We start from the raw sequence: 12,907 nt of genomic DNA on the forward strand, positions 1-12,907 counted from the left end.
CTCAATGTGCGGAACGCGATATAGGCTTAAAGGACAACATCGAATAGCGTGGGAGGATATCCATGACCGGAATGCCGGCCGATACCGAACAGGAAGCGCAGCGTCTGACTGCATTGCTCTCCAAAGACGTAGAATCCCACGGGCTTCTCTTAGAAGAAGTCACCTTGCGTCCCTCCGGCAAGCAAATGATCCTGCAGATCATCGTCGACAAAGCTGACGGGCATGAAACGCTGGACCTCGATGAACTTGGCGAAGTCACCACCACCATCTCCAATGCCCTCGACAAGGACGCCGTCTATGCGAATGCGGCTCCATACGAACTCGAAGTCAGCTCCCCGGGACTCTCCCGCCCGTTGACTGCCCAGCGCCATTGGATCCGCGCCATCAACCGCATGGTCAAGCTTTCACTGGCGGACGGCACGAAGCTCCGCGGACGACTGCTAGAGGTCAACGAAAATGACGTGCTGGTTGCCGAGCACCGCGAGCCGGCCAAGAAGGGCATGAAGGTCAAGGTGCTCGAACCTGCGACCCATGCATTTGAAAATATCCGCAAAGCAGTTGTCGATCCAGAACTGAACTTCGACGACGCGCTCTTGGACACTGTCGATACTGAAGATTTGGAGGGCTAAGCGTGGATATTGATATGAATGCGCTGCGCATCCTGGAAAAAGACCGCGACATCCCGATGGATGTCTTGATTCCAACCATCGAGTCGGCCCTGCTGCTGGCCTACAACAAGACCGAAGGCTCCATGCCTGGCGCTCGCGCGCATATTGAGCGCAGCAACGGCCATGTGGCGATCCTGGTGGAAGACCGCGATAACGCTGGCGTGCTCCTGGGCGAATTCGACGATACTCCTCACGGCTTCGGCCGCATTGCCGCTTCGACCGCACGCCAAGTGATCATGCAGCGCCTGCGGGAAGCAGAAGATGCGCAGGTCGTCGGCGAGTACGCGGCCCGTGTCGGCACCTTGATCTCCGGCGTCATCCAGCAGGGCTATTCCTCGCACATGGTGCAGGTCAAGCTCGGCGACCTGGAAGCGCTGCTGCCACCGGTCGAGCAGTCGCCAGGTGAGAAGTACCAGCACGGCAACCGCCTGCGCGCCTACGTTGTCTCGGCCGAGCGCGGCAACAAGGGCCCGGCCATTACCCTGTCGCGCTCCCACCCGAACCTGGTTCGCCGGCTGTTCGAAATGGAAGTTCCGGAAATCGCTGACGGCACCGTCGCGGTCGAGGCGCTGGCCCGCGAAGCTGGCCACCGCACCAAGATCGCCGTGCGTGCAACCAAAGCCGGCGTCAACGCCAAGGGCGCCTGCATTGGCGAAATGGGAACCCGCGTGCGCGCTGTGATGAACGAGCTGAATGACGAAAAGATCGACATCGTCGATTACAACGAGGATCCAGCAAAATTCATCGCAGCGGCTCTGTCCCCGTCGAAAGTCATCTCGGTGGAGATCCTGGACGAAAGTGAACGCCGTGCCCGCGTGGTTGTCCCCGACTCCCAGCTCTCGCTGGCGATCGGCAAGGAAGGGCAGAATGCCCGCCTCGCAGCCAAGCTGACCGGTTGGCGCATCGACATCCTGGCCGCATCGGGCGGCAAGGAACCGCAGCTGTAAGCAGCTGCCGAAGAATTCCAGTTCAGCGTGCTGGACGCCTGGCTGCGTGTGAGCCGCATCTCATGCGCGCTATGGCGTCCAAACGCGCTAGACTAGTAGATGGCTCGTAATAACTTGGGAAGGTGGCGACGACGCTCGCATGAAGCTGCATCAGCAACGCACGTGCATTGGCTGTCGAACCGAAACCAATAAGAGCGAGCTGCTCCGTTGGGTCCTCAAAGACGGTGCACCGCTGCGTGCGGTGAATCTGGATCTGCAAGGTTCCGCTTTCGGGCGGGGCGCTTGGACCCACGGGACCGAAAAGTGTGTGCAGCAAGCAGTGCAGCGCCGAGCGTTCGCGCGGACCTTCAGATCCGCGGTAGACGATTCGCAGGTACTGCAGGAATTCACTGCATACGAAGATCAGTTGGCAGCAAGCCAGCTATCTGGCAAACATGATGAAAGCGGGTCAGAAATCTGATGGCAACCCGATGAGTCGGCAATGCTGAGCGCACAACGATGAATTATCAGTTCTGCGTGATCCACCGTGCGACGGAAGAATTTCACGAATTACACAGCTGATCTGCCAGACCGCTGATCCAAAGATTTATCTTTTGATACCGGGGTTTGAGCAGATCGCATCGACACAGGAGAGATGTGGCTAAACCCCGCGTTCACGAGCTCGCCAAAGAGCTCGGAATCACTTCAAAAGAAGCACTAACCAAGTTGCAGGACATGGGCGAATTCGTTCGTTCCGCTTCCTCGACCGTTGAACCACCCGTAGCGCGCAAGCTGCGCGACGCATTCCCGGGTTCGAACGGTGCCGCCAAGCCAGCAGCTGCGAAGCCAGCCGCCGCCAAGCCAGCGACCCCTGGAGCTCCAAAGCCGGCAGCTACCCCAGGTGCCTCGGCGCCGAAGCCAGGCTCCAAGCCAGCTCCGGCTCCTGCTGCACCAGCAGCACCTGCCGCTCCAACCGCGAAGGCAACCCCTGGCGCTCCATTGCCGGGTGCAGCCCCAGCGCCGAAGCCAGGCGCCAAGCCGGCTCCAAAGCCAGGCGCTCCGCGCCCAGGCAACAACCCGTTCTCGTCGCAGCAGGGAATGCGCGGCGCTGAGTCCGGCGAACGCCGTGGTGGCGGCAGCCGCGAAGGCGGTCGTGCCCCACGTCCAGGCGCCCCACGTCCGGGCGGTCCACGTCCAGGCAACAACCCGTTCTCCTCGCAGCAGGGCATGCGCGGCGAAGGTGGCCAGGGCGGTCCTCGTCCGCCACGTGACGGCCAGCGCGGTCCACGTCCAGCTGGTGCCGGCGGTCCACGCCCGGCCCGCGACGGCCAGGGCGGCCCACGCCCGCCACGCGATGGCCAGCAGCGCGGTCCACGTCCAGCCGGCGCAGGCGGCCCACGCCCAGCAGGCCAGGGCGCTCCACGCCCAGCTGGTGCAGGCGGTCCACGCCCAGGCGCCGGCACCGCTGCAACTCCGCGCATGATGCCTAACCGCACCGATCGTCCAGCCCCAGCAGGCGGCGGACGTCCTGGTGCAGGTGCCGGCGGACGCGGTCGCCCAGGTGGCGGCGGCGGTGGCGGCACCGGTGGCGGCTTCCGCCCAGGCGCACCACGCGGCCGCGGTGGCGTTGGCGGCGCTTTCGGCAAGGGAGGCGCCGGTCGCGGCAAGCAGCGCAAGTCCAAGCGCGCAAAGCGCCAAGAATTGGAGCAGATGAGTGCTCCGTCATTGGGCGGCGTGAATGTTCCGCGCGGCACCGGTGACACCGAGATCCGTCTGCGCCGCGGCGCGTCGATCACCGATTTCGCTGACAAGATTGGCGCCAACCCGGCCGCACTGGTGACCGTGCTGTTCCACCTCGGTGAAATGGCTACCGCAACCCAGTCGCTGGATGAGGCGACCTTCGAGGTGCTCGGTGAAGAGCTGGGCTACAAGGTGCTTGTCGTCTCCCCAGAGGACGAGGACAAGGAGCTGCTCGAAGGCTTCGGACTGGACCTGGAAGCCGAACTTGAGGCCGAAGGCGAAGACGTGCTCGAAGAGCGCGCCCCGGTCATCACCATCATGGGCCACGTCGACCACGGTAAGACCCGACTGCTGGATGCCATCCGCCAGTCGAACGTCATCGAGGGCGAGCACGGCGGCATCACCCAGCACATCGGTGCATACCAGATCAACCATGAGCACGAGGGTCGCCAGCGCGCGATGACCTTCATCGATACCCCGGGCCACGAGGCGTTCACCGCCATGCGTGCCCGCGGTGCCGAGGTCACCGACGTTGCAGTGCTGGTTGTCGCAGCGGACGACGGCGTCATGCCGCAGACCGTGGAAGCGCTGAACCACGCACAGGCTGCCGGCGTGCCGATCATCGTCGCAGTGAACAAGGTCGATAAGGAAGGCGCCAACCCTGACAAGGTCATGGGCCAGCTGACCGAGTACGGCCTGGTTCCCGAGGAATACGGTGGCGACACCATGTTCGTGAAGGTTTCTGCACTGCAGAAGCAGGGTATCGAAGAGCTGCTGGACGCTGTCCTGCTGACTTCCGATGTCCTGGAACTGAAGGCGAACCCGGACAAGTCCGCTCGCGGCGTGGCTATCGAAGCGAACCTGGACAAGGGCCGCGGTTCGGTTGTCACCGTCCTGGTCCAGTCCGGTACCCTATGCGTTGGCGACACCATGGTGGTGGGCACCGCCCACGGCCGTGTGCGTGCAATGTTCAACGAGAACGGCGAGAACCTCGACGTGGCACTGCCATCGCGTCCGGTACAGGTCCTGGGCATGTCCTCGGTTCCGCGTGCTGGCGACGGCTTCCTGATCACCGATGACGAGCGCACCGCCCGCCAGATCGCTGACAAGCGCGAGACCGCAGAGCGCAATGCGTTGCTGGCCAAGCGCCGCAAGCGCATCACCTTGGAAGACTTCGACAAGGCTGTTGCCGATGGCAAGATCGATACCCTGAACCTGATCCTCAAGGGTGACGCTTCCGGTGCTGTCGAGGCACTGGAAGACTCGCTGATGAAGATCGAGGTAGGCGACGACGTGCAGCTGCGCGTGATCCACCGCGGTGTTGGTGCGATCACCCAGAACGACGTCAACCTGGCAACCGTGGACAACGCCATCATCATTGGCTTCAACGTCCGCCCAGCCGAGCGCGTGGCAGAACTGGCCGACAAGGAAGGCGTCGACATGCGCTTCTACTCGGTCATCTACTCCGCGATCGACGACATCGAAGCAGCGCTCAAGGGCATGCTCAAGCCGGAATACGAAGAAGTGGCCCTCGGTACCGCCGAGATCCGCCAGGTCTTCCGCTCCTCGAAGTTCGGCAACATTGCCGGTTCGATCATCCGCTCGGGCACTATCAAGCGCAATTCCAAGGCCCGCCTGGTACGCGACGGCAACGTCGTGGGCGACAACCTGTCGATCGATTCGCTGCGCCGCGAGAAGGACGATGTCACCGAGGTCCGCGAGGGCTTCGAATGCGGTATCGGCCTGGGGTCGTTCAACGACATCAAGGAAGGCGACATCATCGAGACCTTCGAGATGCGCGAAAAGCCACGCGACTAATTGCCGACAGGCAATTAGCAGTGTGACTCACTGATTCGTGGGCGTTTGACCGATAAGCTTTGGTCAAGCGCCCACGAGTTTTGAACCATTAGGAGAAAACCATGGCTGATTCAGCCCGCGCCGCACGCCTGGCTAAGCGCGTACAGGTCCTTATGGCCCAGTCGCTGCGCAACGTCATCAAGGACGAGCGCATCGACAACGTCACCGTGACCGATGCCCGTGTCACCAACGACCTGCAGCACGCTACGGTGTACTACACCGTCTTTGGCGATGACGAGATGAAGAAGGACATCGCCGCCCTGCTGGAAAAGCGTGGCGGCGCCCTGCGCAAGGAATTGGGCCGGAACCTGACCATCCGCCTGACCCCGACGCTGGCCTTCGTCGCTGACGAGATTCCCGAGGGTGCCTCGCACCTGGAGGAACTGCTGGCCAAGGCCCGCGAGAAGGACGCTGAGGTCGCGGCCCTGCGCGAAGGCAAGGACTTCGCCGGAGACCAGGACCCATACAAGAAGGACGAGGACGCCGAAGAAGCCTAGGAGCTTCCCGGAATCCTTCCGCCCGGATGCAATGCTGGGGATCGCACCATGGTGCGATCCCCAGCATTTTTAATTCATGAGTTTCCGTCGCGGCAATCCCTCCGGTGGATGCCGGTGATCAGCGGGCTATCCGGGCGCTGAGCAGGGTGCCCGAAGGCGTCAGGGCGTTGGCGGTGACCGCCACCCTGGTGCCGTCGATTGCCACATCAGAAGCCATCGGCACCGGCAGCACCGTCATGGACTCGCTGTGCCGGATGGCTCCCACGCCGCCACCGAAGAGCTCGGCCACGAACACCCGGCCGCGGTCATCGACCGCCACCCCGGTCGGGGCATTCAGCCCGGTGGCCACTAGCTGCGTGACCTTGCTGTGCAGGTTCATCCGGTAGACCTTGCCCATCGACAGGCCCTCGCCCGGAACGCCGGGCAAGACGGTGTAGTAGAGCCACTGCTTGTGCACGGTGATGTCGGTAGGCACCGGCTGGGCCCAGTAATCCAGGCCCATCATGCACTCCGGAAAGGACAAGCCCATTTTCCCGGCCAAAGCCGCTACTTGCTCGGTGATCTTGATCGGCTCAGCCGGCATCGTCCTCAGCAGGGTCACCGTGCCGTCGGCTGCGACGTGGTAGAGGGCGTTGCCCCCGGCATCGCTCACGTACAGGCCGTTGGCGGCCGGAACGCTGGAGTACGGGTGCGAGTACACCTCGCCATGGGTCTGGAGGTACGGGGCCAGGGCCAGGCATTCGGGTGAGGCGTCACGTACGCCGTAGAGCGTCTGGCCATCCGGGTCGTGGGCCACCTCGTATTCGAACAGGTCCGCCAAGCTACGGGTGGATCCCTGGGCATCAATGGCCTTGACCAGTGCGGGCCCTTCGGCTTGCGGATCTTCATCCGTGCCGGCGAGGTTCTCGAAGTAGTAGGTGTTGCCACGGTCATGCGAGACGCCCGCGATTTCCTTGCCGGGAGCCGATACCAAGACCTGGCGGGTGCCATCAGTTGAGATGGATGACAGGATTCCGCCGAAGGCCTCGGCGACAAGGTACGAGCCTTCGGGACCGAAAGCCACCTTGAGCGGACCGACGAGTCCCTCGGCAACGGACTGCACCGAATCAATGGACGGCTTGCTGTGCGCGGACGCAGCGGCAGCGTGGGCCGGGGCAGCGACGAGCGGCACGGTAAGTAGCGATCCCGCCGCGAGGGCAGCGAGAACTCGGGATTTCATGGGAGATTCTCCTGGGAGTGCGAGTGAGCCGCGGCCAGATGACGGCCGCGAAGAAGACGCAGACTTGAACCCGCTGAGTACCAGATGCTTCCAGAGCCATGGCACGAGCCTGCTGAATCCGCGGAACACGGTCCTGGCGGCATCCCCATGGATGTCGAGCCCAGCGGTGGCGCGTGGCAATGCGCTCAGATGAATCGATTTCTAGGCCGGGGCACAGGGGTGGTCAAGGGTCCGTCGAGACTCATATAAAGTGCTCGCGAACCCCGAGCGGCAGCTGGCCGTTCTGATGCTCTGGACAGGTGTGATGTGCTGGCTGACTCGTGCCGGGAGCACTCATGGAACCGTGCGGGCCCATAGACCCGGTCCGAGTTCGTGGGATAGCGTAGCCATCACCAGCATAAGCCGAAACAGGGGTCCCTCGAATGCCAGAATTCATCACCGTGCTCAGTGCCACCGGCGGGAACAACGTCGGAATTGTCGTTCCAGATGACGTCGTTGCCGGATTCGGCCGTGGCAAGCGCGTTCCTGTCTTGGTAACCATTGACGGGGTATATAGCTACCGGAACACCATTTCATCGATGCGTGGCCAGTTCCTGATTTCCTTCAACGCTGAAACCCGCGCTGCCACGGGCAAGGGCGCAGGCGATGAGATCAGCGTGAAACTCGAATTGGATGAAGAGCCGCGGACCGTCGAAATTCCCGAGCCACTGGCTGTGCTGCTCTCCGCCGAGCCGCAGCTCCTTGAAGCGTGGAACAAGCTGTCCTACAGCAAACAACGAGGCCATGTGGAGCCCATCGTGGCTGCCCGCGGCGAAGACACCAGGACGCGCCGGGTCGAGAAAGCTATCAAGGCGCTGCGCGACGAATAGGGTGCTGGTGAGCAAGGCTACTGCACGGTGAACTGCAGACGCTGCCAACCACTGGCGCCATTGGGCACAGGGTTGGCTTTCTCGCGGGTCTGCATCTTGCCCTGCGCATCATAGGCTCGCACCGACGCCGCATGCATGCCCGGTGCCGCGTCCTTCCACACGAAGCGCCACTGCCGCCATGTATCCAGCGACGCTTCGGCGGCCAGCTGCGCATCCTCCCAGGGGCCGTCATCGATCTGCACCTGCACGCGTGAAATGCCCCGGGTCTGCGCCCAAGCAGTTCCGCCCAAGACAACTTCCCCTGCAGGGACCTCGGCGAAGGGCTGAGGCGTGTCGATGCGGGAGGACATCTTGATGGGACCGCGTTCAGACCAGCCGCGGGTAGTCCAATAGGCGGCCTTGTCCTCGAAACGCGTCACCTCCAAATCAATCACCCATTTGGTGGCCGAGACATAGCCGTAGAGGCCGGGAACCACCATGCGCACGGGGAATCCGTGGTCGAAGGGCAGCGGCTCGCCGTTCATGCCGATAGCCAGCAAGGCCATCCGGTCATCGGTCAGCGCTTGTAGCGGTGTGGAAGCGCTGAAACCGTCATGAGAAGTCGAAAGCACCATATCGGCGCCGGCCTGGGGAACCGCACGCTCCAGCACCTTTCGCAGCGGGTAGCCCAGCCACTTCGCGTTGCCTACCAGATCTCCTCCGACAGGATTCGATACGCAGGTCAGGGTCAGATACGCTTCCACGAGTTCCTCGCCCAGCAGCTCGTCGAAGCCGATGGTGAATTCATTCTCCACCATGCCGTGCACGCGCAAGGACCACTGGTTCGGGTCGATCTGCGGCACCGACAGCGCGGTGTCGATGCGGTAGAAATCCTGGTTGGGAGTAACGAAGCGGGGCATATTCGCCTCCTCTATTTGCACTCCTTCGGGCAGGGCCTTGGCCTTCGTCCGGGCCGCTGGCAGGCGCAGGGCGTTGCGGGCGGCGACAGCCATATTGCGTGTAGCGGAGACGGAGGTGGACACCGCGGTGGCCAGTGCCGCGGCCGCCAAGGACAGGACCGCGCCGCGCAAGAATATTCTGCGGCTTGGGCCGGCAGCTGCCGTGCCCTGGCCGGGTTCGGGGACGGTGGCTGTAGCCAGCCGGGCCAGCCAATGAAGAGCTCCGATGCCGGCGACTGCGCCCAGCACCGTAGGGACAACATCCAGCAGGCTGGTGGACGCGCGGGCGGCCACAGCGCTGGCAAGCACCAGCGCCAAAGCAATGATGGCGGTGCAGGCCAACGCGAAACTCCGCTTTGCCAGCAGGCCGATCAGGGCAGAGAGCACCGCTGCTGCCACGCCGATGGAAATGAACAGCGCCAGCTTGTCATTGGTCCCGAAGGTGGCGATGGCGAAGTCCTTGAGCCATGGAGGCGTCAAGTCGATGATGGCAGACCCCAGTGCGAAAAACGGCGAGGAAGCACTATTGAAAAATGCCGAGGCCAACTGGGCGACGGCAAACATGAGCGCTGCCGAACATATTCCGGCTACCGCGTGGAAAACGTAAACCCTGCTGCCGCGCTTATTCTTGAAGCCCACTGCCACTCACCTCATGCGTTTCGTTCGATGTTCCCCTCCCTAATGCGGGGGAACAACCACTTACAGTGTTTTCGGAACGGGACGCACAGCAGATTGGAACCGGCTACAAGATCTTCTGCGATCTCATAGCGACTGCAGCATGATGGGATCCGTCGTCGGGGCGGGGGAGCCGGTGGCCGGCTCGACGGTGATCCCGAAATGAGTGATCCCCTGCATCGGATCGGAAACCATGATCATGCCGTTGGCATCGCTGCCCGTGAGCATTCCTGCCGGGACTGCGCCGTCGGCGGAAATCAGCCACAGCTCGTACCCTTTGTCGCTGGACAGCTCCGGCATGCCCGAGGTGGAAACCGCCATCAGTCCTTCGGCCGCGGAATAGGACAGCGTGATCGTTGCCCCGTCATCCAAGGTCTGCGTCTTGGACTTGGCATCGGGAGCCCCCAGGATCCGGGCGAGCTCTTCCTGATGTTCGGCCATGGCTGCCATTTTGCTTTCCAGCTCGCGCTGCTCGGAATTCTGCTGGATGGCCAAGCCGCCCAACGCCGCCGCTGCCAGTAGCAGGACGCCGGCGGCCAAGGCGAAGAAGCGCTGGGTGCCGCGCGGTGTCCCGGGCTGCGGCGCCGGGGGCGTTGCCGGGGCATCGGATTCACGTTCCGCACCAGCCGTGGAGCCACTGGCGGGGGAGCTGCCCGAGGCAGGCTCCTGGTCCTGGACGGGCGGCAGCTGCTCGGTGGCGCGGATAGCTGCCATGACATCGTTCTTGAGCCGTGCTGGGGGAGCAACCGGCTGCGCTGCCAAGCCGAGCAGTCCAGCAGTTTCCTGCAAGGCATCCAGCTCGTGGCGGGCCTGGGCGGCATCTGAGTCCTGGTGCGCGAGCTTGCCGCGGTCCTCGTCTCCCAGAGCTTCCAGGGCGAAGCCGTCGGTCCGCTCGTTCTCATGCTTTTCCATTACGCCACTCCCATCAGTTCTCGAAGCTTGCCCATGCCATCGCGTATTCGCGTTTTAGCGGTTCCCACCGGTACTTTCAGCAGCTCAGCGACTTCCAGGTGGGTGTATCCGCCGAAGTAGGCCAGCTGTATGGCTTCGCGTTGCGGTGCGCTGAGCTGTTGCAGTGCCCGGGCAACGCGTACGGTCTCGTCGTGCAAGATGGCGTTCTCTTCCACGTCTTCGTAGCTGTCCTGGAATTCCTTGATTCCAATGCGCAGATCCCGGGCTTGGCTCGCTTGGCTGGAGCGCACCCGGTCCACGGCTCGGCGGTGGGCTATGGTCAGCAGCCAGGACGCAGCGGTTCCGCGGGACGGATCGAAGCGCTTGGCCTGCTGCCACGCTTCGACGAATACTTCCTGGGTGACCTCTTCGCTCTGCGCCTGGTCGCGAAGCACCCGCAGCACAAGGCCGAAGACCCGCGATGCCATGGCATCATAGAGCGATTCGAAGGCAGATTCGGCCCCCAGCGCGACCTGTCGCAACAAATCGTCTGGTGTTTGCACGGAATCGTCTTCCATGGCGTCGAGTCTATTGGAACTCATGAATCCTAGAGTCTCATGCATTTGTGTCTCAGCGGCGCTCTGCGGTGGCGTGGCGTTCGGGGAATAGCTGGGCTGCGGGAACCACGTTCTCGCATCACCGGCGAAGGTGGTGCATGGAAGGTATTCCACGCACCACCTCGATGCCGGCGGACCTGCTGTTTCCGGGGGTGCTACTTCTTGGCCGGCGGCATCAGGACGGTGTCCACCAGGTACACGGTGGCGTTGGCGGTTTGCACGCCGCCGCAGATGACCGAGGCCCCGTTGACTTCCAGATCATCACCGCTGCCGGTGACTTCAAGATCCTCGCCCTGGACCGTTTTGTGGGTTCCGGGAAGATCAGCCGGTGCGATCTGGCCGGAAACCACATGGTAGGTCAGCACGCTGGTCAGGGTGTCGGCGTCCTTGGCCACTGCTGCCAAGTCATCCTTCGGAATCTCGGCGAAGGCGTCATCCACCGGTGCGAAGACGGTGAATTCGCCGCCGTTGAGCGTATCGACCAGGTCCACGTCCGGGTTCAGCTCACCGGAGACTGCCGAGGTCAGCGTGGTCAGCAGCGGGTTATTCGAGGCGGCGACGGCTACTGGATCCTGCGCCATGCCTTCTACCGAGCCATCACCGGTCGGGACTGCTTCGGCGTAGGCTGCGCAGCCTGGGCCAACGAGATTTCCGGCTGGATCCATGGCCGACTCGCTGGCCATCGGAGAGCTGCTTTCCGAAGCAGAAGCGGTGGGCGATTCCATGGTTTCCGAACCTGTCGAGCAGGCGCTCAGTCCCATGGCGGCGACTGCGATGAGCCCGAAGACTCCAGCGGCTTTGCTGTATGTGCGCTTCATGATTTTCTCCTTGCTTCGCCGCGACTATTGTCGTCGGTTCCTTTCCTGTCCGTGCGGAGCAGGCTGTCATGGAGCATTCGGTGCCCGATGCCTGGCGGATTGGAATCCCGTCAAAATAATTTTCCAGTCCCTCTGTGACGCGGCGTCCGGGCGGGTCTGCAGCCACGCTATCGGAGGGGGATTGGTCCGCACGTGGGATCTGCCACGCTTGGAACCCGCGGCAGGCTTATTCTCTGCACAGCCCATATACTGGAAGGCGTGAGTAAAGCCGGGCAGAACACGCAAGAGCAGGCATCAGGCCTCGTATTAGTCGACAAAGACCAGGGAATGACCTCCCATGACGTGGTGGGCCGCATCCGCCGACTCGCTGGGACCAGGAAAGTCGGCCATGCCGGCACCCTGGACCCGATGGCCACCGGCGTGCTGGTGGTCGGCGTGAACAAGGCAACCCGCCTGCTGACTTACATCGTGGGCCACGACAAGACCTACACCGCCACCATCCGCCTGGGGCAGAATACCGTCACCGACGATGCCGAAGGCGAGATCATTTCCGAACGCATCGCAGCAGCTGTCAGCGACGAGGACATCGAACGCGAGGTGGCCTTGCTGAGCGGCGACATCCAGCAGATCCCGAGCTCGGTCTCGGCCATCAAGGTCGATGGCAAGCGTTCCTACGCCCGCGTGCGCGCCGGCGAACAGGTGGAGCTCAAGGCCCGTCCGGTGACCATTTCGCGTTTCGAGATCCACGAGGTGCGTCGCGAAAACGGCGGCAAGATCCTCGACGTGGACGTCACCGTCTCCTGCTCATCCGGAACCTACATCCGTGCGCTGGCCCGCGATCTGGGCGAAGCATTGAACGTGGGCGGGCACCTCACCGCGCTGCGCCGTACCGAGGTGGGCCCGTACAAGATCGAGCTCACCCGCACCTTGGAGCAGCTGGCCCAGGAATTCGAGATCCTCCCCATTGAAAAGGCTGCCGCGGCGCTGTTCCCCAACCGCACGGTCAGCGTCGACGAAGCAGTGGAGCTGTCGTTCGGCCGCACCATCCCCGCCTCGCACTTGAGCATGGACATCGCCGAAGGCCAGACCGTTGCCGCGTTCGCGCCAAACGGCGTGCTCGTCGCGTTGCTGGAAGACAAGGGCGACAAGGCCCGTACCGCCTTGGTCTTCACCGCCAAGTAATCCCGAAAGG

The 12,907-nt window shown here is 63.0% G+C and carries 12 protein-coding genes; 7 read left to right on the forward strand and 5 right to left on the reverse strand.

Annotation, left to right across the window (positions count from 1 at the left end):
* Positions 1-62 precede the first annotated feature (62 nt).
* From JOE62_RS06395 to rbfA, 5 genes are all read left to right on the forward strand, one after another.
* The gene (locus JOE62_RS06395) at positions 63-629 is read left to right on the forward strand and encodes a ribosome maturation factor RimP (protein WP_038989669.1); all 567 of its coding nucleotides are present in this window, start codon (positions 63-65) and stop codon (positions 627-629) included.
* Between the two features lie 2 nt (positions 630-631).
* Positions 632-1,615 (forward strand): transcription termination factor NusA, encoded by a 984-nt coding sequence (gene nusA, locus JOE62_RS06400; protein ID WP_204721232.1) that lies wholly within the window; start codon positions 632-634, stop codon positions 1,613-1,615.
* Positions 1,616-1,754: 139 nt separating this feature from the next.
* The gene (locus JOE62_RS16745) at positions 1,755-2,075 is read left to right on the forward strand and encodes a YlxR family protein (protein ID WP_204721234.1); all 321 of its coding nucleotides are present in this window, start codon (positions 1,755-1,757) and stop codon (positions 2,073-2,075) included.
* Positions 2,076-2,251: 176 nt separating this feature from the next.
* Positions 2,252-5,152 (forward strand): translation initiation factor IF-2, encoded by a 2,901-nt coding sequence (gene infB / locus JOE62_RS06410; protein WP_204721236.1) that lies wholly within the window; start codon positions 2,252-2,254, stop codon positions 5,150-5,152.
* Positions 5,153-5,253: 101 nt separating this feature from the next.
* Entirely contained in the window at positions 5,254-5,688 is a 435-nt protein-coding gene (rbfA, locus tag JOE62_RS06415; protein ID WP_073706748.1) for a 30S ribosome-binding factor RbfA, read from the forward strand.
* A 118-nt stretch (positions 5,689-5,806) separates the two neighbouring features.
* Here rbfA and JOE62_RS06420 read toward each other — a convergent pair whose 3' ends face one another.
* Positions 5,807-6,907: a ScyD/ScyE family protein gene (locus JOE62_RS06420; protein ID WP_204721238.1), complete on the reverse strand. Its 1,101-nt coding sequence runs from the start codon at positions 6,905-6,907 to the stop codon at positions 5,807-5,809.
* Positions 6,908-7,329: 422 nt separating this feature from the next.
* Here JOE62_RS06420 and JOE62_RS06425 point away from each other — a divergent pair, with 422 nt between their 5' ends.
* Positions 7,330-7,776 (forward strand): YdeI/OmpD-associated family protein, encoded by a 447-nt coding sequence (locus JOE62_RS06425; RefSeq protein ID WP_204721240.1) that lies wholly within the window; start codon positions 7,330-7,332, stop codon positions 7,774-7,776.
* 17 nt (positions 7,777-7,793) lie between these two features.
* Here JOE62_RS06425 and JOE62_RS06430 read toward each other — a convergent pair whose 3' ends face one another.
* The 4 genes from JOE62_RS06430 to JOE62_RS06445 all read right to left on the reverse strand — a co-directional run bounded on the left by JOE62_RS06430 (position 7,794) and on the right by JOE62_RS06445 (position 11,715).
* Positions 7,794-9,278, reverse strand: a complete 1,485-nt coding sequence (locus JOE62_RS06430; RefSeq protein ID WP_204723232.1) for a molybdopterin-dependent oxidoreductase — start codon at positions 9,276-9,278, stop codon at positions 7,794-7,796.
* Positions 9,279-9,476: 198 nt separating this feature from the next.
* Positions 9,477-10,301 carry an anti-sigma factor gene (locus JOE62_RS06435; RefSeq protein ID WP_204721242.1) on the reverse strand — a complete coding sequence of 275 codons (825 nt, stop codon included), beginning with the start codon at positions 10,299-10,301 and terminating at the stop codon, positions 9,477-9,479.
* Positions 10,301-10,882, reverse strand: a complete 582-nt coding sequence (sigK, locus tag JOE62_RS06440) for an ECF RNA polymerase sigma factor SigK (protein ID WP_239543236.1) — start codon at positions 10,880-10,882, stop codon at positions 10,301-10,303. The genes JOE62_RS06435 and sigK overlap by 1 nt, the downstream gene beginning before the upstream one ends.
* 170 nt (positions 10,883-11,052) lie before the next feature.
* Complete coding sequence (locus tag JOE62_RS06445; RefSeq protein WP_038989659.1) at positions 11,053-11,715, reverse strand: fasciclin domain-containing protein; 663 nt, start codon at positions 11,713-11,715, stop codon at positions 11,053-11,055.
* A 258-nt stretch (positions 11,716-11,973) separates the two neighbouring features.
* On the opposite strand from JOE62_RS06445, the gene truB reads away from it, so the two are divergent.
* A complete protein-coding gene (gene truB / locus JOE62_RS06450) occupies positions 11,974-12,897 on the forward strand; it encodes a tRNA pseudouridine(55) synthase TruB (RefSeq protein ID WP_204721244.1) in 924 nt (307 codons plus the stop codon).
* Positions 12,898-12,907: the final 10 nt, after the last annotated feature.

It is taken from the genome of Glutamicibacter nicotianae, from assembly GCF_016907615.1.
GTDB lineage: Bacteria > Actinomycetota > Actinomycetes > Actinomycetales > Micrococcaceae > Glutamicibacter > Glutamicibacter nicotianae.

Excerpts from the sequence above, each read along its gene's own strand:
- JOE62_RS06395 (WP_038989669.1), top strand. The coding sequence starts at position 63 with ATGACCGGAATGCCGGCCGATACCGAACAGGAAGCGCAGCGTCTGACT.
- JOE62_RS16745 (WP_204721234.1), top strand. The coding sequence starts at position 1,755 with ATGAAGCTGCATCAGCAACGCACGTGCATTGGCTGTCGAACCGAAACC.
- rbfA (WP_073706748.1), top strand. The coding sequence starts at position 5,254 with ATGGCTGATTCAGCCCGCGCCGCACGCCTGGCTAAGCGCGTACAGGTC.
- JOE62_RS06420 (WP_204721238.1), bottom strand. The coding sequence starts at position 6,907 with ATGAAATCCCGAGTTCTCGCTGCCCTCGCGGCGGGATCGCTACTTACC.
- JOE62_RS06425 (WP_204721240.1), top strand. The coding sequence starts at position 7,330 with ATGCCAGAATTCATCACCGTGCTCAGTGCCACCGGCGGGAACAACGTC.
- JOE62_RS06430 (WP_204723232.1), bottom strand. The coding sequence starts at position 9,278 with ATGTTTGCCGTCGCCCAGTTGGCCTCGGCATTTTTCAATAGTGCTTCC.
- JOE62_RS06435 (WP_204721242.1), bottom strand. The coding sequence starts at position 10,301 with ATGGAAAAGCATGAGAACGAGCGGACCGACGGCTTCGCCCTGGAAGCT.
- sigK (WP_239543236.1), bottom strand. The coding sequence starts at position 10,882 with ATGAGTTCCAATAGACTCGACGCCATGGAAGACGATTCCGTGCAAACA.
- JOE62_RS06445 (WP_038989659.1), bottom strand. The coding sequence starts at position 11,715 with ATGAAGCGCACATACAGCAAAGCCGCTGGAGTCTTCGGGCTCATCGCA.